Here is a 21,727-nt window from a genome sequence, read left to right on the forward strand (position 1 = left end):
AACCAATACCGAAAAATGTAACCTTCATAATTAAAGAATACCGCGAGTATCAATAACAACTTTTGATGCAAACTCTGTTTTATCTGCCGCTTTAAATTGTTTATGATCAACTAATACTACCACTACATTTGCTTGCTCTAGTGCGCTTTCTAACGACACTAAGCTGACATTTTTATCTACAAGGTTGGCTGGTAGCTCGGTAATGTTTGGTTCTACCGCGAGTATTTCACCAATGTTTTTTGCTGCTAATTCTTCAACAATATTTAATGCCGGACTCTCACGAAGGTCGTCAATATCGGCTTTAAATGAAAGACCAAGGCATGCAATTACTGGACGTTTGAATTCATCAGCGGCTTTTGCTACTTTTTCTATTACGTAGAATGGTTTTGCGTCGTTAGTTAAGCGTGCTTGTTTAATTATTTTTGCTTCCTCTGGGCAACTTGCCACAATAAACCACGGGTCAACCGCAATACAGTGGCCGCCAACACCAGGGCCTGGGTTTAAAATATTTACACGCGGGTGACGATTAGCAAGCTTAATAAGCTCCCACACATTAATTTTTAATTTATCACAAATTACACTCAGCTCATTAGCAAAGGCAATGTTTACATCGCGAAATGAGTTTTCGGTTAATTTAGCCATTTCAGCGGTACGGGCATTGGTAATAATACACTCGCCGCGTACGAAGGTTTCGTATAACTTAACGGCTTTTTCGCTACATGCTTTGCTCATACCGCCTATTACGCGGTCGTTTGATACCAGCTCTTGCAAAACATAACCCGGTAATACACGCTCTGGGCAATGGGCAATGTTAATGTCGGCGGTGTCGCCTTTGTCTTGTGGGAAGGTTAGGTCAGGGCGCGCTTCACTTAACCATGCGGCTAGTTGCTCTGTTGCACCTACAGGTGAGGTACTTTCTAAAATAACTAAGTTACCTTTTTCAAGCACTGGGGCAATAGATTGCGCTGCCGATTTTATGTAGCTCAAATCTGCTTTGTGATCGCCTGTTTCGCTGTGTAAAAACGGGGTAGGCACAGCAACCATAAACACGTCGGCTTTTTCGGGTATTGTTGTTGCGCGCAAATTACCCGTAGACACCACGCCGCGCACTATTATGTCGAGATCGGGCTCTACTATGTGTATTTCACCGGCGTTAATGGTATTTACTGCTTTTTCGCTTACGTCTAAACCAATTACTTTCATGCCGCGCGATGCAATAACCGCTGCAGTGGGTAACCCTATGTAGCCTAAACCAACAACAGAAACTGTTTTAATTGTCATTACTTAATCCTTGAAAAATTTTTAAACTTTATTTTAATCTTTAAAGTGTTGTTTAATTTTAGCCACAATGCGTTCACACGCTTTACCATCGCCATAGGGGTTATGTGCACGGCTCATTGTTTGATATTCTTGAGCGTTGGTAAGTAAGTTATTAACCTCGCTAACAATGCGTGCTTTATCTGTGCCTACTAATTTTACTGTACCTGCTTGTACGGCCTCTGGGCGTTCTGTTGTGTCGCGCATAACAAGTACCGGTTTGCCAAGGCTTGGCGCTTCTTCTTGTACGCCACCTGAGTCGGTGACTATTATGTGGGCCTGATTCATTAAGTACACAAAGGGTAGGTAGTCTTGCGGCTCAATTAAATGCACGTTATCAACATTTTTTAATATGCGGTTTACCGGTTCGCGTACATTAGGATTTAAATGCATTGGGTATAAAATTTGTGTATCTGGGTGCATTGTTGCAATTTCGACTAGCGCTTCACAAATGCGTTCAAACCCACCACCAAAGCTTTCACGGCGGTGCCCTGTTACTAAAATAAGTTTTTTAGTTTCATCAAGCTCCGGGAATTTAGCTTTTAGTGTTGCGATTAAATCGGTATCGGTTTTTACTTTATCAGCCACTTGTAATAGTGCATCAATAACGGTGTTGCCGGTAATTACAATATCGTCAGCATTTACTGCTTCGTTTAGTAAGTTTTGCTGCGATGTTTGCGTAGGTGCAAAATGTAACTTTGTAATAGCGCCAGTAAGTTTGCGATTACCCTCTTCTGGCCACGGTGAACTTAAGTTACCGGTGCGTAAGCCCGCCTCTACATGCCCTACCGGAATTTGCTGATAAAACGCCGCTAAACTTGCAGATAACGTGGTGCTTGTATCACCATGTACTAGCACTAAATCGGGTTTAAACTCTTCTAAAATAGGTTTTAGGCCTAACAAAATATTTGTTGTTACGTCGTAAAGGCTTTGCCCCGGCTTCATAATATTTAAATCGTAATCGGGTACAATTTCAAACAGCTCTAATACTTGGTCAAGCATTTCACGGTGCTGTGCAGTAACACATACTTTTGCATCAATGCCGTCTGCTGCGTTTAGTGCTTTAACGAGCGGTGCCATTTTAATTGCTTCAGGTCGTGTACCAAAAATACTTAATACTTTAATAGCCATGATTTCCCTTAATTTTTTACTAACCGATTTAGCATAATAATTTATGCATTACGCCATTAATTGCTTAACGCGCTTGGTAAATTCTTCACCCATTAGGCTTGATTGCATTGCATATTCTACATTTGCAAGCATGTAGCCTAGTTTTGAGCCGCAGTCGTGCGACTTACCTTTTAAATGGTAAGCTTCAATTGTTTCAAGATGACGTAACTGCAGTAAGGCATCGGTTAATTGTATTTCGCCGCCTGCCCCTGGTGGGGTAAATTCGAGTAAATCCCAAATAGCGGGTGATACAACATAACGCCCTGTTATGGCTAGGTTACTGGGTGCTTCGTCATTGCTTGGTTTTTCAACCATGTTAGTAATAGTTGCATTTTCGCCAGGCATTATTTTTTTACCCGCTAAGTCAACCACCCCATAATTGTGCACTTGCTCGTGTGGCACGGGTTCAACCATAATTTGGTTATGCCCAGTGCGCTCAAATTGGGCGATCATTTGTGCTAGGTTATCTACCTTAAGGTTTGACTTATATTGGTCAATAATTACATCGGGTAGCAATATGGCGAACGGGTTGTTACCTATAATTGGCTTGGCTTCTAAAATAGCGTGTCCTAAACCTAGCGGTGACGATTGGCGTACCGAAATAATAGTAACGTCTTTTGGTACAATTGAGCGCACTTCGTCTAGCAGGCTGCGTTTTACGCGGGCTTCTAGGGTGGCTTCTAGCTCGTAGCTGGTGTCGAAGTGGTTTTCTATTGAGTTTTTAGATGCGTGAGTAACCAGTATAATTTCTTTTATACCGGCTTTTACTGCTTCGTTAACTACATATTGAATGAGGGGTTTGTCGACTAGTGGCAGCATTTCTTTGGGGGTTGCTTTAGTGGCAGGTAACATGCGCGTACCTAAACCTGCAACAGGCAAAACGGCTTTCAATACTTTCACTGTAATTCCTTTTATAATCATTTTGTGGCTTTTTGGCCGCAATTTATTGCTTTAAAGCATTGCGACAGTCCATATGGGCGTGCATTATACACAACACATGCAATCGCTCAATATAAAAAACAGCCTTTTTAACTGTTTTATGTTAATTTTTTGTTAAGAGTAAAATAAATGCCTTTTTTATAACCTATCATTTTAGTTTTAATGGGAATATAATTAGCTGCGTTAGTTATTTAGGGATGGGTTTAGTGCGCGTAGGGTTTTGCATTATTATATTGGTGTCTTTTTTTGCTTGTGCACAAGACATGCTACTGCATTTGCGTAATAGCGATATAATAACCCGTGCCAAACAACTTTATGGCGACGAAGGCCATCAGCGAATAAAAACCTGGCTTAGCTTTATTGATGACTCGGCTGATAAAAGCGAGTGGCAAAAAATTCATTTAGTTAATGACTTTTTTAATAAGCACATACAGTACAAAACCGACGACGAACTTTGGCAACAAAAAGATTACTGGGCCACCCCACTAGAAAGCCTAGGTGTAGGCATGGGCGATTGCGAAGACTATGTTATTGCCAAATACTTTACCTTAATAGCCTTGGGAATACCCGAAGATAAAATACGTTTTATGTATGTGCGCCAGCGCACGGTTAACCAGCCGCACATGGTACTTATATATTTTGAACAACCTAACCAAATACCCCTTGTGCTTGATAACTTTAATACCAAGCTAGTGCCTGCTAGTAATAGGGGAGATTTAAAACCCATTTACAGCTTTAATGGCCAAGGTTTGTGGCTTGCTAAAGCAAAAGGGTTAGGTAATAAGGTTAAAAATAGTCGCGGTGTTTCTGCTTGGAACACTATGCTTGAGCGAATTGAACAAGGTGAGCTTGCGCCCGCTCACGGTAACAATAAAGGAACTACGAGTTATGTCTCAACTTTTTAAACACGGATTAAGCTTAAAAACCCAAGTCTATGGGCTAATTATTTTAATTTCGGTCATTTTTTTTTGCGTGCGTGTAATTACCGATGTAGATACCACCCGTAGTTACCTACAAACCCAAATGGCTAGCCACGCACAAGACACCGCCACCAGTTTAGGGCTTTCTATATCGCCATACCTAGACGATGAAAACCTAATGATTGCTCAAACCATGGCAACCGCTATTTTTGACTCCGGTTATTACAGTGCAATTAAATTTACCGATGTGCAAAACAAAGTAATATTTGAGCTACAAAACCCAAAGCGGGTTGAATCTGTTCCTAATTGGTTTATTGGTGTTGTTGAGCTAAACGCCCCTACTATGCATTCTGAAATAAATAATGGTTGGATGATGGCAGGTACGCTTAATGTAACCAGCCATACTGGGCAGTCGTACTTAACCTTGTGGCAACACACATTACGCAGCTTATATAGCTCGTTTTTGCTATTAGCGGCGTCACTGGCTATTGCGTTTTTAATTTTACGCGCGGTATTTAGGCCGTTAAAAGCGGTAGAAAGCCAAGCTGAATTGGTAACTCGTAAGCGCTTTACCTTAAATAAAGAAATACCCATAGCCCGTGAGCTGCGCACCGTAACGCACGCTATTAATAATATGGTTATAAACTTACAGAGCACGTTTGATTCTTTGACCAAGCAAACTCAAGCGCTCACCGAAGAAGTATATATAGACCCACTCACCGGATTGGGTAACCGTAAGTCGTTTGAAAACCATTTTAACTCTGTTATCAATAATATTTCAGACGATGCGCCAATTACCGCCATGATGCTTACCCTGCCCTCATTAAATAATATAAACCAAGTAGTAAGCTACCAAGATGGCGACCAACATGTACTGGATGCGGCTAAAATACTTAAGCACGCCGCTAGCGAATTACCAAACTCAACGGTATTTAAGCTCAACGGCGGAACGTTTGTTTTAATTGCCCCCTACGATGTTTTATTTTTAAAAAAGGCCCGTTTAGAACTTAGCGATAAATTAAGCCAAAAAGAAAACAGCATACATATAAATGGTTACGCAAACCTAGCCCTAGTGGCAGTAGAGCAAGGCGCAAGCTTAGGCGAGGTTTTGTCGTTACTTGATACAGGGTGTACCCTAGGCGACAACACTCAAATTGATGATAACGATAAAGAATCGTTATTTAGTGTTAACCAGTGGCGCAAACTTATAAAGTCGATTATAAATGCTGGCGAAGTGAGCTTTTCGGTGCAACCGGTTAAGCAAACAAATAAAGTGGATACTCAATGTTATTTTGAGGTATTTGCTCACTTTATTCATAATGGCGAAAAAGTAAATAACGGCCATTTATTTGCCATGGCTGAAAAGTTAAACTTAACCGAAGAACTCGATAAAAAAATTATACGCAGCTTTATTGACGTAAAAGAGCAATACCCCCAGGAAGTGTTTGCTCTGAACATTAGTAAAGCATCGTTATATTCTACCGACTTTATTAAATGGCTTACACTGTACTCGCACACTAAACCAGTTATTAAAACCAACCTCGTATTTGAGCTTCACGAAATTAGCTTACTGTATAATGTACATATTGCGTCAACACACATAGATGCCATTAAAGAACTCGGTATTAATGTATGTATTGAACATTTTGGCACTAGCTTAACCTCGTTTAGGTATTTACAAGGCCTTGACATTGAATACGTTAAAATTGACGGCAGTTATATTCAAGACTTAGTGGCTAACCCACAAAGCCAATTTTATATTCAAACCGTTAATAATATTTGCCATGGTTTTGGTATTAAAGTGCTAACCTGTTTAATTGAAAAACCTGAGACCTTAGAAATACTTGAATATTTAGGTTGCGATGGTGTACAGGGCAATTTCATACTGCCCCCGTCAAAAATTATTAAATCTAATGAAAATGGCGTAAATAAAGAGTTTACTTTTTGCGCCGATGCGCTAAAATTCTGCAATTAGTACTCAACCAAGGGACGAGAAATGAAAAAATTAATTTTAGCTGGCCTAGTCGCTAGCGCAACTGCTCTTATTACTTTGCCAACCTATGCACAAACGGACAACGATGCAGTGGTTCAAGAAGTGAGCATAAATAGCATTATTGATATTCTTAATAACGTAACAGCCGATACAACACCAGAGCAATTACGCGAACAGTTAGTTGAAGCTATTAAACGTATTTGTAAAAACAAAGAAAAAGTTAAGCTAGACGAAAAACTACTTAATGGTGCCTGTGGCGCTGCAGACATAGATGCAATGGTTGCTGCTGTTGTTGCGCGCTTTGGCGCAGATAACCCATTAATTGCTGACTTTTTAGCTGCTCTTTCGGCTGCTGGCTTAGATACTGATGCTATTACACTTGCTGCAATTACCGCAGGTGTTGATGCAACGGTTGCTTCTGAAGCAACTGCTGCAGGCCCTGGTGCTACACCGGTTGCGCCTCCGGTAGTTAATTTACCAACCTTACCTACCCCTCCAGGTGCTGGCGGTACAGGTGGTGATACTGGTATTTCTGAAGTTGGCAACTAATAGCAACTAGTTTATAAAAGCAAACGCAGCCCATTGGCTGCGTTTTTATTGTGTTTGAGTTTATTTTGAATCGTTTTATATTTTTTTGCATTTGCCTGATCCTATTTTTGCTTCCCCTTCCTTTAGGTAGTTACCGGCCTTGGGCTATTTTGGCCATTGGTATTTTAACTAGCTTTACCTTTATTGCTCACCTTGCGCACAGTGTTTTAAATGATAACCAAACTATGCTCCCAGCTCGGTACACGTGGCCTTTATTTTTAACCCTAGGTATTATTACTTTAGTGTGTGCAGTGCAACTTTTTGGTGTAAGTGTTGATGCTTTTCAAACCAAACAAATGTTGTTAAAAACCAGCTTTTTAATCATGTTGAGCTGGTTAATATTTAATTACTGTAATAATGCCGCGCGAATTAAAAAATTAATTTACGCGGTAATTTGCGCCGGTGTTTTTCAGGCTTTGTATGCAAGTTACTTAAACTTATCGCCCGATATTGTTAGCCCTTTATTTGGCTACAAACACACTGACCGCGCTATTGGCACTTTTACCTATTCTAACTTTTTAGCTAATTATTTAGCGCTGTGTTTGTGTTTAGGCATTGGTGTTTTAATTAGCGAACTAAAGCGTACAAATAATGGCTATAAGCCCACTTTAAAACAAACACTGCGTGCTTGGGCTGAAGTGCTGTTGAGCTCTAAAATAATTTTACGCATATCGCTCATTATTATTATTGTGGCACTAATATTAACCCGAAGCCGTATGGGTAATTCGGCCTTTTTTATCGCTTTAATAATAGTAAGTTTATTGGCGCTGTTTGTTTATAAACAAAAACCCAAAGCATTTAAATTGCTGATTGTGAGCTTTTTTATTATCGATTTAATTATTATTGGGGCTATTTTTGATGTAGAAAAAGTAAAACAACGCATTAGCGAAACCAGTTTAAAGTCGGAAACGCGCGATGAAGTGGTTCGCGACTCAATCCCACTTATTTTAGATAACCCGTTACTAGGCTCTGGCGGCGGTACTTTTTACACTGCCTTTCCGGCGCATCAATCTGAGCCCTACTCTGGTTATTACGACAATGCACATAACGATTACGTGCAATTTGCAGTTGAGTTGGGTGTTCCGGCTACGGCGTTATTGGGGCTGCTGGTGCTATATTGTTTGTGGTTGTGTATTAATACCATGCGAACGCGTAAAACGGCGTTGTATCAGGGCGTTGCTTTTGGCTGCGCCACGGCCATTGTAGCGATGATGCTGCATTCATCGGTTGATTACTCGCTGCAAGCGGGCGCAAATTCTATGTTGTTTATAGTGGTGTTATGTTTAGCGATATTAACCAACAAGTTACCGGCCCCAAAACGGGTTAAAAAGCGACGAAGTTAACGGGTTTCGGGCTGCGGGGATCGGGTTACGAGCCTAACACCTGTTCTGTCTTCTCATTCGCTTCTCTTTGTTCAAATAAGATCTCAGTGATTTATCTACCACAGAGGGTAGGAGAAAAAAGAGAAAATGACTAAATACAAAGTATTAGCAAATACTTTGCATCCTCTGTGCAGCGCGCAGCGCCTCGGTGTCCTCTGTGGTTCAAGAATAAAGGTTTTAAATAAAGCTGACGGGTTGCGGGGATCGGGTTACGAGCCTAACACCTAACACTTCATCCAGTTATATCATTACAATAAGATCTTAGTGATTTATTTACCACAGAGGGTAGGAGAAAAAAGAGAAAATGACTAAATACAAAGTATTAGCAAATACTTTGTATTCTCTGTGCAGCGCGCAGCGCCTCGGTGTCCTCTGTGGTTCAAGAATAAAGGTTTTAAATAAAGCTGACGGGTTGTGGGGTTCGGGTCTCGAAGCTCGCGACTCGAAGCCTCAAACCTCGTAGGTTAACGCCGAGGTTTTTCGGTGGAACCCGTCGCCCACGACATTAAAAATGACGCGACATAAAGTCGCTGCTACGCCATGGTTAAATACACTTGTAGCAGCGGGTTTACCCCGCGTTTTTATTTGATTTTAATATTTTGAAGCTGCGCTTCATGCGCGAGGTAAACTCTCGCCTACGAATAAGGTTAACACCGAGGTTTTTCGGTGGAACCCGTCGCTCGAAACTCGTCGCCCGTTGCCCGTCTCCCGTCTCCCGTCTCCCACGACATTAAAAATGACGCGACATAAGGTCGCTGCTACAAGTCGGTGATAATATCAACCTAATACCTGTTTTAAATTTACTGCTCTTCTAAATCAAATTCGGTGGTGTGCCCGTCGCCATGGATTAGCTGGTAGCGAGTTAAATTGCCAGTTTCTAATGTGACTAAACTTATGGCTGAATCGCTTACTAAGTATTTTTGCCCTTTTCCTTTGGTTGGGTGTTTATCTACTTCCATGTGCCATCGTTTGGTAAAAAAATTAAGCGGGCTCTTAGGGCCGTATAAAATAGAGTCGAGCTTATCAAGCACATTTATTAGCTTACGCGGAAACTCGTTTTTAATGCCGCTGGCTGTAAGTTGCCAAATTCTGTTGTGGTGATCGCCAAAACGTTTTTGTACTGAAAAACAAAACGAATAATGCACATCGCCCGATAAAATAAGCGTTTCGTTTGGGGTGTCGGTGCGCCTAAATGTGTCGAGCAGTTTTTTTGCCGATCCTTCATGTGCCATCCAGTTTTCTACATCCACCATAAGCGGTTGACCACACAGGTTAAACACCGCTTGAATTGCCTCTATTGATTTAACTCCAAATACCGGTGCAGGTGATACTATAATCACTTTATCGTGACTCAATAAGCTTTCTTCAAGCTCAGTGAGCCGCTCCCAATCTAACAAGCCAGAGGGCTCGTTAAAGTTTTGCTCATTGCGCCAACGGTGCGTTCGGGTATCAAGCACCACCACTTTAGGGATCGTGGTAAGCTCGTAATGCCAATGGTTAAAATTGGTGAGTTGTTTATCAAAGCTTTTAAATTGCCAATACTTATCGCTCGTTAGGCTGTTATTAAATGAGCTAAGTAATGCACCTGTTTTTTTAAGTGCATCGTTCCCCATTCCCTGAAACAACCAATAACTTGCCAAGCCGTTATTTACAATGCGCTTACTGCTGGGGTTTTGATTAATGGCTTGCTCCCACCCTGCGGTTAGGTTCCAGTCATCGGTAACATCATGATCGTCAAACATCATTAAAGTAGACACGTTAGCAAATAACCGCTCGACCTCGGCTAAGCCTTGCACATAGTCAATTAGCGCTATTTTTTCAGCACTAAATAGTGCTTTATTTTTATTATTGCTGCCTAAATAGCTAAGCGTAGCTATATCAATATATTGCCATGCGGCGCGACTAAAATTAAGTAAATACAGGGCAACAAATTCTTCAAAATGAATAAGGTGGTTATAAGCTTTTACACTAGAAAAATGCGGGTCATCTTTTTTTAACCAATACCCTATGCCAAATTTAGAGCGTTTTTTCCACGAGGTCGTTGGCAAAAATTGATGACGTTCATAAAGGTGTTCACTGGCCTGCGTTGGTAAATTAAGTGCTAAAGGCTGCTCTTTATAAATACCTAACTGATCAATGAGTTGATGTATAGCTAATAACATGGGGCCTGCTACATCATCGGCATAAACCTGATCACCCGAGAGCAATAACAGCTGCGCGCCTTGCTGATCATTACTGCGTTGAGTACCTTGCCAAGCACTTGCGCTTACTAGGCTGTCTTTTGCGGGATGATGCGCATTACGGCAAGAGCCATGCAAAATTTGCGTGAGCTTTTTGGGGATCACAAACGCAGGTAACGCGCCATCATTAAAACTAAATGCCGATAAATCAACAAGGCTGTCATCAAAAAATAATTGGTATTGTAGTAATATATCGTGCGGAAACTGGTTATTTATGGGTTTAATCACTACAAACTGCAGGTATAAATGCTTACCTAATATTACAGTGCTTTGCGTGCTATCACATTCTTGGTCAACAAGCTCTATACGGCAGTTTACCGGCTTTAGCGTGGCAAACTCAATACATACTGCGGTTTTGTCTGCTCGGCGCACCATAGGCCCCATAAGTAACAGCGGGTGTTGCACCGAGCGCATTGTCATTGTATTAGCCTTTGGCCGCTAATTTAAATAAAGAGTAAAAATTGTCGGTGGTGGCTTTTGCCAATTCGTTAAAGCTAATGCCTTTTAGTTCACTGATATAATAGGCAACGTCTTCAACATACGCTGGCTGATTAGTTTTCCCTCGATACGGCACGGGCGCTAAATACGGCGAGTCGGTTTCGATAAGCAGTCGATCAAGTGGGATTTGTTTTACTACGTCTTTAAGTTCAGTGGCATTTTTAAAAGTAACAATGCCTGAAATAGAAATATAAAACCCCATATCTATGGCTTTTTTTGCCATATCCCAATCTTCGGTAAAGCAATGTAATACGCCACCGCAATTTTCAGCGTTGTGTTCGCGCATTAAATTAATGGTGTCGGCACGTGCATCACGAGTATGAATAATAAGCGGTTTTTGTAACTCGTTGGCCACTTCAATATGGCCAACAAAGCTGGCTTGTTGCACGGCATGCGTATCTTTAGCGTAATAGTAGTCAAGCCCAGTTTCACCAATGGCCACCACTTTTTTATGTGAGGCAAGCTCTATTAATTGCTGTTTGTTAAGTGCATCTTTTTGATCAAGCGGATGCACACCACACGACGCTGATACGTCATCGTAGTGGTTAATTTGCGCAAGCATATTAGGGAACTGATCAAGCGTGACGCTAACACATAAAAAGTGTTCTACTTTTTTTGCACGTGCGTTATTAAGCACTTGGTCTAGGTTTAAATCGAGTTTATCAAAATCAAGACGGTCTAAATGGCAATGAGAATCTACAATCAAAATAAGGCCTGTTTTACTACATGGTATACGATGGATTACCGGAGTTTAACATAGTCCCCAGTAGTTTTTCGATTTTAGCGTTTAGGTTTGTTTTATCATCTAAAAAACTAACCCCAATGCCTGGTGGGTTAGAACTTTGTGCTCCTTGTGGGGTGATCCAAACTACTTTTCCGGTTACTACGTCATCTTCAAGGGCGTCAGGTAAGGTAACGCGCAAAGCCAATGAATACCCAGGTTCATAACGCATATTGGTCGGAACAAACAGGCCGCCTTTACTTAAAAAAGGCATATAACAACGATATAATTCGTCAAGATCATCTATATCTACTAACAGCTCTTGCATATCTAATCCTTTTTATTGATTACGTAACCTATACGCTAGTCGTGATACCGCAAGCGGTAAGTTTAACCCTAAAATTTGTATATTATTTTGTAAAAAGTCATTCAAAGCTTGCTGGGCTACTTGGTAGGCAGCAAAGGACATACCATTTAAAAGCTGCTGTTTTAGCTGCTCGCTTAAAAATAAAGTAAAAATACGCACAAGCTCAGGCTGCTTATTTATAATATCGACTAACGCAGTAAAATTATGGCTTTGTTTAAACTCAGTTGCAAATTTATAGAGTGTATCAATACTTTGCAGCTGATTTTGCTGTTGCCACTGTTGTACCTGCAGGGGTTGGCTGTAAAATAATGGTAGCCATGCATAATTTGCAATAGCTGATGATTCAAGCCACTGCTGAGCCTGTTGGTAATTTGTTACTTTTACGTCGGTTTTAGCACAGCGGCTTAAAATAGTCGCGGGTAATTGCGCCGCTTGGCTGGTTGTAAGTATTAAAAACCGGCTGTTACTTGGCTCTTCTAAGGTTTTTAATAATGCATTTGCTGCTGCCGTTGTCATTTTCTCGCAGTTTTCAATAATCGCCACTTTATTGCCATTTTGCGCCGCCGACTGGTGCATAAAATCACTGATACCGCGAATATCATCGACACCAATGCTTTGCCCCTCTACCTGAGTTACGCGTTTGTCTGGATGTGTACCTGCCAAATTTAATAAGCAACTTTTGCATTGCCCACACGGAGTTAACACACTCTTTGGAGCAGCTAACTGCGCTTGGGTGTTTTGGCATAACAAACTGTTGGCCAATTGCTCGCTTAGCTCAAACTTGCCAACGCCAATAGGCCCGCAAAATAACTGCGCATGATGAAAGCGCTGCGCTTTATAGCTTTGGGCTAAGCGTTGCTCTACATCGTTAAGCCAAGGTAATGGCATATTATTTTAACCCTGAAAAAAACGTACGCAGTACATTGGTAATATCACGGTGTACTTTATCAATACTTTGGTTAGCATCAACTGTTTTTATGCTGTCGTCATCGTTTGCCAGCTCTATGTAACGCATACGGGTGCGCTGAAAAAACTCAATGGCTTCTTGCTCTATTCGGTCAAGCTCACCCCGACCTTTTGCGCGTTCAAGGCCAATAACGGGGTCTATATCAAGGTATATGGTTAAGTCGGGTTTTAACCCTTTTAATACCATAGAAGAAAGTGATGCTAAGGTGTTGGCACCAATGCCTCGCCCGCCACCTTGATACGCTTGTGATGATAAATCATGACGGTCAGCTAAAACCCATTTACCTTGCTCAAGCGCTGGCGTAATTACATTGTGCATTAATTGTGAACGTGCGGCGTACATAATAAGCAACTCAGTTTCAAAGGCAATGTCCTCATCGTGAGCTGCTTTAACCAGCGTTCGTAATGCTTCGGCAAGTGGGGTGCCTCCGGGTTCGCGTACATTAATAAAGTCAACATGATGGTGGTTTAAAAAGTCTTGGCACAGGGCAATAGCTGTTGATTTACCCGCGCCCTCTAGGCCCTCTATAACTATAAATTTTGGTTTCATAACTACTAATTCTTTTTATTTAAAATGTATTTTCTAACAGCCGCATTATGTTGCTCTAATGTGGTTGAAAACTGATGACTACCATCGCCTTTTGCTACAAAGTAAACATAGTCGCTTTTAGGCGGGTTAACTGCAGCTAAAATAGCTTCTTTAGATGGCATGGCAATTGGCGTAGGCGGTAATCCGTTAATACGATAGGTATTATACGGTGTGTAATTTTTTAAGTCTTTGCGTTTAATGTCACCGTCAAAATCTTCCCCTAGCCCATATATTACGGTTGGATCGGTTTGTAAGCGCATATTGGTGTTTAATCTGTTTATAAACGCAGAAGCAATGAGTGGGCGCTCACTAGCAAGTGCGGTTTCTTTTTCGATAATAGAGGCCATGATCAGTGCTTCATAGGCGGTATCATAAGGTAAATCGCTTGCCCGCTGTTGCCATGCATCAGCCAGCGTTTGCTGCATTTTTTGCGCCGCGCGTTTTAATAAGCTGCTGGCAGTATCATTATTATGGTAATGGTAGGTATCAGGGAATAACCAACCTTCTAGATGGGTTTGCTCACCGAGTATTTGCTCACCAAGTTGTTCAAATTGTAAATCGTTTTGTAAGTGCGCAGTGTTAATTAAGGCTTTTAAAACATCTCGTAAAGCTTGACCTTCAATAATGGTAAAACTAAAGCTAATTTGTTGCCCTTGATTTATTTTTTTAATGTTGTTGAGCACACTATCATTGCTGAGGGAGTACAGCCCTGCTTTTAAATCGGTTAAGGTTGGGTCGAGCTTGGCTAATATTTGAAACCGCCAGCAGTCTTCTAGCCACTGTTGTTGCTGCCATTGACGGCACAATTTATTAAAGCCCGTGCCTTTTTTAACTTCAAATTGGGTGTTATCAGCTACCTTTAATGGCGTTTGAATTGTTGCCTGTAGTTGCTGATAGCCAATCAATGAGCTAAAAAAAGCCAGTAATAATACGGATAATATAACTTTTAACACTGAGCCTCCTTGGCTAATAATGCAGTTAATAATGACTGACTATGAGCAATATTAAAACCATGCTTGCCAATACTGTTAACCGGCACAATTTTCATTAGGCTGTTACATACAAATACCGCGTCGGCCTGCGTAAGTTCATCAACACTGATCGTTTTAAATTCAATTGCTAATTTATCACATAAAGATTGCAAGAAAACACCTTTAATACCGCACTCATCAAGCCTAGGGCTAATTACTTTATTATTTTTAATTGCAAAAATATTAGCCGCTGAGGTTTCTATTACATTGTTGTTATAGTCAAGTACTAACGCATCATCGCTTTGCTGGGTGTGTAGGGCATTTTTAATCAAAACCTGTTCAAGCCTATTTAACGTTTTAAGCCCTGCCAAATGCGGTTGTATTGCCAGTTTAATCGGGCTAATAGCTAGGCTGATCCCAGTTTTATTTAAGCTATGATAATGCGTTGGATAAGGTAAAACACTCACAATAATGTTTAAATTGCATATACTTGGTGGTGCATAGCCTCGCCCACCTTCACCTCGTGTGACCACAATTTTAAGCACCGCATGGTGTTGCAATGCTATTTGCTGAGTAATGTGCGATTCAAGTGCGCTAAACTCAACAGCAGGAAAGCCTAAACGCTGCGCACATTCAATTAAACGCGCTTTATGATAAGCCCAATGCTCAACCTGTTCATCAGTAATAATGGCGGTAGTAAAAAAGCCATCGCCATAGTTTAAGCCCCTATCGCGGGTACTTATTTGGCTGGTTTTAGTTGCTGTTAATATTGTTTGCATATTTTATTACACATAAAAAAACCCAGTTAAACAACTGGGCTCTTATTGTCGTTCGTTGTTAAAAAAAGATTATACCTTTTTAAACAGTAACGAGCCATTAGTACCACCAAAACCAAATGAGTTACACAGTGCGTAATCAAGTTTGGCGTCTCGTGCGGTATGCGGCACGTAATCTAAGTCACACCCCTCATCGGGGTTATCTAGGTTAATGGTTGGTGTTACTTTTTGCTCGGTTAACGATAATATTGATATTATCGATTCAACCGAACCTGCGGCACCTAGTAAATGACCCATCATAGATTTAGATGAACTTACCATTACATTTTTAGCCGCATCACCAAAAATGGTTTTAACCGCTGACGTTTCGGCTTTATCACCCGCGTGAGTAGACGTGCCGTGTGCGTTTATGTAGCCAACTTGCTCAGCATTTACCTTGGCATCGTTTAATGCGTTTTCCATAGCCAATGCGGCACCTGCACCGTCTTCCGGTGGTGAGGTCATGTGATATGCATCGCCACTCATGCCAAAACCAACCAGTTCCGCATACATTTTAGCGCCACGTGCTTTAGCGTGTTCGTATTCTTCAACCACTACTACACCAGCACCATCAGAAAGCACAAATCCGTCACGGTCTTTATCCCACGGACGAGACGCGGCTTGTGGGTCGTCGTTACGCGTTGAAAGCGCACGTGCGGCATTAAAGCCGCCCATACCAATTGGGGTACACGCTTTTTCTGCGCCACCGGCAACCATTGCATCCGCATCGCCATACGCAATCATACGTGCTGCATGACCAATGTTATGCAAGCCTGTAGTACATGCCGTCACAATAGAAATATTAGGACCACGCAAACCGTGCATGATTGATAAATGACCCGAAATCATATTGATAATGGTAGAGGGTACATAAAACGGCGATAATTTACGTGGACCGCTATTTAGTAATTTAATGTGGTTTTCTTCAATGAGGGTTAAGCCACCAATCCCTGAACCCACAGCAACACCAATACGGGCTGCGTTTTGCTCAGTGACCTCAAGGCCTGAATCTTGAAAAGCTTGAACACCCGCTGCAATGCCATATTGGATAAATAAATCCATTTTTTTAGCATCTTTTGGCGACATATAAGCCGATGCATCAAAATCGTTAATTAAACCAGCAAAGTGAGTACCAAATTTTGATGTGTCAAAGTGGGTAATGTTTTGAATGCCACTTTTACCATCTAATAAGCCTTGCCAGGTTGATTGCACATCATTGCCTAGCGGCGTCAACATTCCTAAGCCAGTTACGACGACACGACGTTTAGCCACGGTTTGCCTCCAATAAGGAATATTATACCAATTAACGTAGCTTAGTTTTTTCAGCATAAACACTGATACTGATGCTAGTCATGTTATTAGTATTGGGATTACCATACCCAAGCTACCTCAAAGTGCGAGTCTCAAATTATAACCAGTACATAACAATAACAACATTGCTGTTGATAATGAGTGTGATTTAAATTTGAATCATGAACTTTGAGGTGGTTTGGATATAAAGATTAAAGGCAGCGAAGGCTGCCCTTAATTTGCGATTAATTACTCAGCGTGAGCTGTAACGTAATCGATTGCAGATTGAACTGTTGTGATCTTTTCAGCTTCTTCATCTGGGATCTCAGTGTCAAACTCTTCTTCAAGAGCCATTACTAATTCAACCGTATCAAGAGAATCTGCACCTAAGTCATCAACGAATGAAGCTTCGTTTTTAACTTCTTCTTCTTTAACACCTAGCTGTTCGATGATAATTTTTCTTACGCGTTCTTGGATATCGCTCATTCTTCTTTCCTTTATTAAAAACGCTAATGCGTTATTTTCAGATTGCGGCGTAGTTTACGTCCGATAATTCTCTGATTCAATCTTTTGACCATAAATAATTTGCTGGTCAAACCTCTTGCGTGTTTATTTTTACCTTTTATCGCTTATTTTCACTGCGATTTCAAGTATGTTTAACGCAAGTTTACCAAAAATTCACTTTTTTAGCATACTATTGGTAATTTGTAGTTTAACTATTTCGCGTTACGAAACTAAACCATATACATTGCACCATTTACATGCAAAGTTTCACCTGATACATACGCAGCAGCATCTGATGCCAAATAACACACCGCCGCTGCAATCTCATCAGGCTGGCCTAATCGACCTGCAGGCACGTTTGCAAGCGTTGCTGCTTTTTGCTCATCTGTCAAATCATCAGTCATATCAGTTTGAATAAAACCAGGCGCCACCACGTTTACAGTAATACCACGAGAAGCCACTTCACGAGCTAATGACTTAGAAAAACCAATAACACCCGCTTTAGCCGCAGCGTAATTAGCTTGACCAGCGTTACCCATAGTACCGACTACTGAGCCAATATTAATAATACGGCCATTCTTTTTCTTCATCATTGGGCGAAGTACCGCTTTAGACAAGCGGAAAATAGAGCTTAAGTTGGTGTCGATGATATCGTCCCACTCGCTTTCTTTCATGCGCATTAATAAATTATCGCGGGTAATACCGGCATTATTTACTAATACATCAATATCGCCTAAATCGGCTTTAATCGCCGCTAATGTTGTCTCAATTGACGCAGGATCGGTAACGTTAAGCGCATAGCCTTTACCATTATCACCTAGGTATTCACTGATTTTAGCCGCACCCGACTCACTTGTTGCCGTACCAGCCACTTTTGCACCTTGTGCTACTAAGGTGTTTGCAATGGCTTTACCAATGCCACGGCTAGCGCCAGTGATGAGGACAATTTTGCCCTCTAAAGAAAATAAATTACTCATATTATATACTCTTATTTAGCTGTATCGATTGATGCAAGGTCGTTAACTGAGCCACACACCATTGCTTTATCAATGCGTTTTGCAAGTCCTGTTAGTACTTTACCAGGGCCAAACTCGTAGCTTTGGGTAATACCTTGCGCCACGAGTGCTTGCACTGTTTCTGTCCAGCGTACTGGGCTGTAAAGCTGACGTACTAATGCATTTTTAATGGCATCGGCTGAACGTTGTGCTTTTACATCAACATTATTAATGACATCACACTTAGGTGTATTAAATGTTAAAGCGGCTAAATCGGCTGCTAATTTTTCAGCGGCTGGTTTCATGAGTTCACAATGCGACGGTACACTGACCGATAATGGCAGTGCACGTTTTGCTCCGGCCTCTTTACACGCTACAGATGCTCTATCTACCGCGTCTTTGTGACCTGCAATAACCACTTGCCCTGGTGAATTGTAATTAACTGGTGAAACTACTTCACCTTGTGCAGACGCCGCACAGGCAGCTTTAATTTCATCATCGCCTAGGCCAATAATAGCGGCCATAGAGCCCACACCAGCCGGTACAGCTTGTTGCATGTATAAACCGCGGTTTTCAACCAGTTTTACGGCTTCGCTTAGACTTAATACATCACTACATACTAAAGCTGAATACTCACCCAAGCTGTGACCCGCCATAACAACATCAGCATCTGGGTTGGCAGCTAACCAATCACGATAAATCGCAACGCTTGCAGTTAATAATGCCGGCTGAGTACGGTGGGTTTGATTTAGTTTTTCTTCTGGGCCGTTAAGAACAAGATCTGCTAGGTCATAACCTAGTGCGGTTGATGCCTCTGCAAAGGTGGCTTTTACTATGTCTGAGCGCTCAAGTAACTCTTGTAACATACCCACAGTTTGCGAACCTTGACCTGGAAAAAGAAGTGCAATTTTTTGTGCCATAGTTTGCTCTTTTAATTAAACAAAATAAATTATATGTAACACGGCACGTTAACTATGTTATTCAACCGCCGTGTTTTTAGAATGTGTTTTTTCGAAGATAGCAGCTATTTTATCAGGAAGTTGACGTTCTACTTCTTTCACTGCTTCGTCGATTGCGGCATGAAAAGCTTTAGCTGAAGCATTTCCATGACTTTTAACAACAATACCGCGCAATCCTACCAGAGAAGCGCCGTTATACTGGTCGGGGTTCACCCTTTTATAGAGTTTTTTTATGATTGGCGCCAACATAAACGCCATACATTTATAAACTAGGTGCTTTTCAAGCGCACGGCTAAACTTTTTCATGATAAGTTTGGCAATGCCTTCGCAGGTTTTAAGTGCAACATTACCTACAAAGCCTTCACAGACAATAACATCGGCTTTACCGGAAAAAATATCGCTGCCTTCGCTATATCCAATATAATTAATCAGCTCGCTTTGCTGCATGAGTTGCGCAGCTTGCTTAATTTCGTCATGACCTTTTATATCTTCAGCGCCAATATTTAATAAGCTCACTTTTGGGTTATCACATCCAAGTGCTTGGCCAGCGACGATTGAACCCATAATGCCAAACTGATACAGCATTTGCGCATCGCAATGCACATTGGCACCTAAATCAAGTAAGTAAACGGGGTTTTTACGCTCTGTGGGCACGGCAGATATAAGCGCCGGACGTTTAACCCCTGGTAGCATTTTTAATACATAGTGCGCCATAAAAAATAGTGCCCCGGTATTGCCCGAGCTAACACAGGCTTGCGCCTCACCCGATTTAACTAAATCGAGGGCAACACGCATTGAGGAATCTTTTTTTGTACGTATAGCAACAGCGGGTTCGCAAGCATTGGTGACAACGTCATTACAATGGCGAATTATTAGCCTAGGGTGAGAAAGCGAATCGAGTGATTCTAATTGTTTAGCTATTACTTGCTCGTTGCCACATAAAATGAGTTTTAAGTTGGCATTAGCATTTACCGCGTTAACGGCTGCGGGGATAGATGAACGGGGGCCATAATCGCCCCCCATCATATCTAACGCTATGGTTAGATTATTCAGCATATAGCAATCTCTTAGTTAGAAATTACTTGAACGCCTTTGTAGTAACCATCTGCAGTCACATGGTGACGACGATGAGTCTCACCAGATGTTTGGTCTACAGTTAAAGTTGGACCACTGATCGCATCGTGTGAACGGCGCATGCCGCGTCTTGCACGAGACTTTTTGCTTTTTTGTACAGCCATAGTCTTCTCCTAAGAATCTTTCTTAAGTTGTTTCAAAATATCAAATGGATTTGGTTTATCATCTTCCGCCTTTAAAACACCAAAGCTGGCAGGCTCTAGCATATAACTGCATGAAGCTTCGTTGTGGGTAGGCACCAATGGAATTGCTAAAATAAGCTCGTCTTCGATTAACTCAAACACGTCTATTTCACCATTTTCATCAAGCGCTACTTCATCGTAGCTTTGTGGAAGATCATCTGACTCTGCATCCAAACCGACTGGCGAATAAACAAAGTCTTGATCCAAATCCAACCCTAAATCACCATTACAACGTTGACAAGTTACAGTTACGTGTGTGGACAAATTGCCACTGATCACAACAAAACCTTGCTCATCGTTTTTGCAATGTATTTTTACCGCTATTTCACCTACTTCTTCCTGGATAACTTCTCGTAAACGAGGAAGCTTTTCAAGCGGTACAATGCCGTCGTACTTTAAACGGTGCTGCGCTGCTTTGCCTGGATGAAGAGTGATGGGAATTTTCACCTTTTGCATAGGGGCTGCATCATATAGATAGTTAGTGGGTTAGTCAAAGTAAAAAACCAATTTTACGTTGTTTTTCACGTGTTTTACTCACGGATCTGATTTATCCTAACTCAATCTGATTTATGTTAGGAAAGCACACCATGAAGCACCCCCTTATATTAGCCTCAAGCTCGCCATTTAGGCAGTCTTTATTACAAAAATTTAATCTACCTTTTGACACTTTTTCGCCTGATGTTGACGAAACGCCACATACAAACGAAACACCAAGTGAACTAGTAAAACGTTTAAGTGAATTAAAAGCGGCTGAGGCAAATAAACACTTTAGTGACGGTTTAGTGATCGGCTCAGATCAAGTTGCCGTGTTTAACAATCACGTGTTAGGTAAACCGCACAGTAAAGAAAACGCCGTAAAACAACTTCGTTTATTTAGTGCTAACACAGTCACTTTTTTAACTGGGCTGTGCGTCTACGATATTAAAACAGGGAACAAAAAAACCTGCGTAGAACCATTTAACGTTACCTTTAAAACCCTGAGCGATGAACACATTAGCGCCTACTGCGATGCAGAGCAACCTTATAACTGCGCAGGCAGCTTTAAAAGTGAAGGGCTTGGTATTTGCTTATTTGAAAAACTAAGCGGAGACGATCCTAACAGTTTAATTGGTTTACCACTGATTAAACTCAGCCAATTATTGGCTGAGTTTGGTTTGGATGTGCTTAGCGCCCAATCAACCACGTAA

Annotated in this window: 22 protein-coding genes; 5 read left to right on the forward strand and 17 right to left on the reverse strand. The window is 41.3% G+C overall.

Translation table 11 applies throughout. From position 1 onward, the window contains the following. Positions 1-30 precede the first annotated feature (30 nt). From wecC to galU, 3 genes are read right to left on the reverse strand one after another with little or no spacing between them, the layout of a single operon-like run. Positions 31-1,281: a UDP-N-acetyl-D-mannosamine dehydrogenase gene (gene wecC / locus AC6H44_RS08900; RefSeq protein WP_500735128.1), complete on the reverse strand. Its 1,251-nt coding sequence runs from the start codon at positions 1,279-1,281 to the stop codon at positions 31-33. A 33-nt stretch (positions 1,282-1,314) separates the two neighbouring features. Then, entirely contained in the window at positions 1,315-2,448 is a 1,134-nt protein-coding gene (gene wecB / locus AC6H44_RS08905; protein WP_500735129.1) for a non-hydrolyzing UDP-N-acetylglucosamine 2-epimerase, read from the reverse strand. A gap of 48 nt (positions 2,449-2,496) precedes the next feature. Beyond that, positions 2,497-3,387, reverse strand: coding sequence for a UTP--glucose-1-phosphate uridylyltransferase GalU (gene galU, locus AC6H44_RS08910; RefSeq protein WP_500735130.1), 891 nt, complete (start codon positions 3,385-3,387; stop codon positions 2,497-2,499). A gap of 245 nt (positions 3,388-3,632) precedes the next feature. Here galU and AC6H44_RS08915 point away from each other — a divergent pair, with 245 nt between their 5' ends. The 4 genes from AC6H44_RS08915 to AC6H44_RS08930 all read left to right on the forward strand — a co-directional run bounded on the left by AC6H44_RS08915 (position 3,633) and on the right by AC6H44_RS08930 (position 8,270). After that, positions 3,633-4,331 carry a transglutaminase-like cysteine peptidase gene (locus AC6H44_RS08915; RefSeq protein ID WP_500738410.1) on the forward strand — a complete coding sequence of 233 codons (699 nt, stop codon included), beginning with the start codon at positions 3,633-3,635 and terminating at the stop codon, positions 4,329-4,331. Further along, a complete protein-coding gene (locus tag AC6H44_RS08920; protein ID WP_500735131.1) occupies positions 4,315-6,321 on the forward strand; it encodes a bifunctional diguanylate cyclase/phosphodiesterase in 2,007 nt (668 codons plus the stop codon). Before AC6H44_RS08915 ends, AC6H44_RS08920 begins: the two co-directional genes overlap by 17 nt. A gap of 21 nt (positions 6,322-6,342) precedes the next feature. Continuing rightward, complete coding sequence (locus tag AC6H44_RS08925; protein ID WP_500735132.1) at positions 6,343-6,888, forward strand: hypothetical protein; 546 nt, start codon at positions 6,343-6,345, stop codon at positions 6,886-6,888. A gap of 65 nt (positions 6,889-6,953) precedes the next feature. Continuing rightward, positions 6,954-8,270, forward strand: a complete 1,317-nt coding sequence (locus tag AC6H44_RS08930; protein WP_500735133.1) for an O-antigen ligase family protein — start codon at positions 6,954-6,956, stop codon at positions 8,268-8,270. An 839-nt stretch (positions 8,271-9,109) separates the two neighbouring features. Here AC6H44_RS08930 and AC6H44_RS08935 read toward each other — a convergent pair. The 14 genes from AC6H44_RS08935 to yceD all read right to left on the reverse strand — a co-directional run bounded on the left by AC6H44_RS08935 (position 9,110) and on the right by yceD (position 20,996). After that, positions 9,110-10,969, reverse strand: a complete 1,860-nt coding sequence (locus tag AC6H44_RS08935; RefSeq protein ID WP_500735134.1) for an alkaline phosphatase D family protein — start codon at positions 10,967-10,969, stop codon at positions 9,110-9,112. Positions 10,970-10,973: 4 nt separating this feature from the next. After that, entirely contained in the window at positions 10,974-11,753 is a 780-nt protein-coding gene (locus tag AC6H44_RS08940; protein ID WP_500735135.1) for a TatD family hydrolase, read from the reverse strand. A 16-nt stretch (positions 11,754-11,769) separates the two neighbouring features. Continuing rightward, complete coding sequence (locus tag AC6H44_RS08945; protein WP_500735136.1) at positions 11,770-12,096, reverse strand: PilZ domain-containing protein; 327 nt, start codon at positions 12,094-12,096, stop codon at positions 11,770-11,772. 12 nt (positions 12,097-12,108) lie between these two features. Next, positions 12,109-13,023: a DNA polymerase III subunit gene (locus AC6H44_RS08950; RefSeq protein ID WP_500735137.1), complete on the reverse strand. Its 915-nt coding sequence runs from the start codon at positions 13,021-13,023 to the stop codon at positions 12,109-12,111. Position 13,024: 1 nt separating this feature from the next. Then, positions 13,025-13,651, reverse strand: coding sequence for a dTMP kinase (tmk, locus tag AC6H44_RS08955; protein ID WP_500735138.1), 627 nt, complete (start codon positions 13,649-13,651; stop codon positions 13,025-13,027). A 5-nt stretch (positions 13,652-13,656) separates the two neighbouring features. Then, positions 13,657-14,643, reverse strand: a complete 987-nt coding sequence (mltG, locus tag AC6H44_RS08960; protein WP_500735139.1) for an endolytic transglycosylase MltG — start codon at positions 14,641-14,643, stop codon at positions 13,657-13,659. Further along, positions 14,637-15,440, reverse strand: coding sequence for an aminodeoxychorismate lyase (gene pabC, locus AC6H44_RS08965; protein ID WP_500735140.1), 804 nt, complete (start codon positions 15,438-15,440; stop codon positions 14,637-14,639). Before pabC ends, mltG begins: the two co-directional genes overlap by 7 nt. A 69-nt stretch (positions 15,441-15,509) precedes the next feature. Further along, on the reverse strand, positions 15,510-16,748 hold the full coding sequence (gene fabF, locus AC6H44_RS08970) for a beta-ketoacyl-ACP synthase II (protein ID WP_500735141.1): 1,239 nt from the start codon (positions 16,746-16,748) through the stop codon (positions 15,510-15,512). Positions 16,749-17,015: 267 nt separating this feature from the next. Beyond that, positions 17,016-17,252 (reverse strand): acyl carrier protein, encoded by a 237-nt coding sequence (gene acpP, locus AC6H44_RS08975; protein ID WP_500735142.1) that lies wholly within the window; start codon positions 17,250-17,252, stop codon positions 17,016-17,018. 248 nt (positions 17,253-17,500) lie between these two features. Then, entirely contained in the window at positions 17,501-18,247 is a 747-nt protein-coding gene (gene fabG, locus AC6H44_RS08980; protein ID WP_500735143.1) for a 3-oxoacyl-ACP reductase FabG, read from the reverse strand. Positions 18,248-18,258: 11 nt separating this feature from the next. After that, a complete protein-coding gene (fabD, locus tag AC6H44_RS08985; protein WP_500735144.1) occupies positions 18,259-19,185 on the reverse strand; it encodes an ACP S-malonyltransferase in 927 nt (308 codons plus the stop codon). Between the two features lie 57 nt (positions 19,186-19,242). Continuing rightward, positions 19,243-20,280 carry a phosphate acyltransferase PlsX gene (gene plsX / locus AC6H44_RS08990; protein WP_500735145.1) on the reverse strand — a complete coding sequence of 346 codons (1,038 nt, stop codon included), beginning with the start codon at positions 20,278-20,280 and terminating at the stop codon, positions 19,243-19,245. An 11-nt stretch (positions 20,281-20,291) separates the two neighbouring features. Then, positions 20,292-20,462, reverse strand: coding sequence for a 50S ribosomal protein L32 (rpmF, locus tag AC6H44_RS08995; RefSeq protein ID WP_008109865.1), 171 nt, complete (start codon positions 20,460-20,462; stop codon positions 20,292-20,294). Positions 20,463-20,471: 9 nt separating this feature from the next. Then, positions 20,472-20,996, reverse strand: a complete 525-nt coding sequence (gene yceD / locus AC6H44_RS09000; RefSeq protein ID WP_500735146.1) for a 23S rRNA accumulation protein YceD — start codon at positions 20,994-20,996, stop codon at positions 20,472-20,474. A 131-nt stretch (positions 20,997-21,127) separates the two neighbouring features. Between yceD and AC6H44_RS09005 the strand changes: the two genes are divergently transcribed. Continuing rightward, a complete protein-coding gene (locus AC6H44_RS09005) occupies positions 21,128-21,727 on the forward strand; it encodes a Maf family protein (protein ID WP_500735147.1) in 600 nt (199 codons plus the stop codon).

Source organism: Pseudoalteromonas sp. TAP-3C, assembly GCF_059888565.1.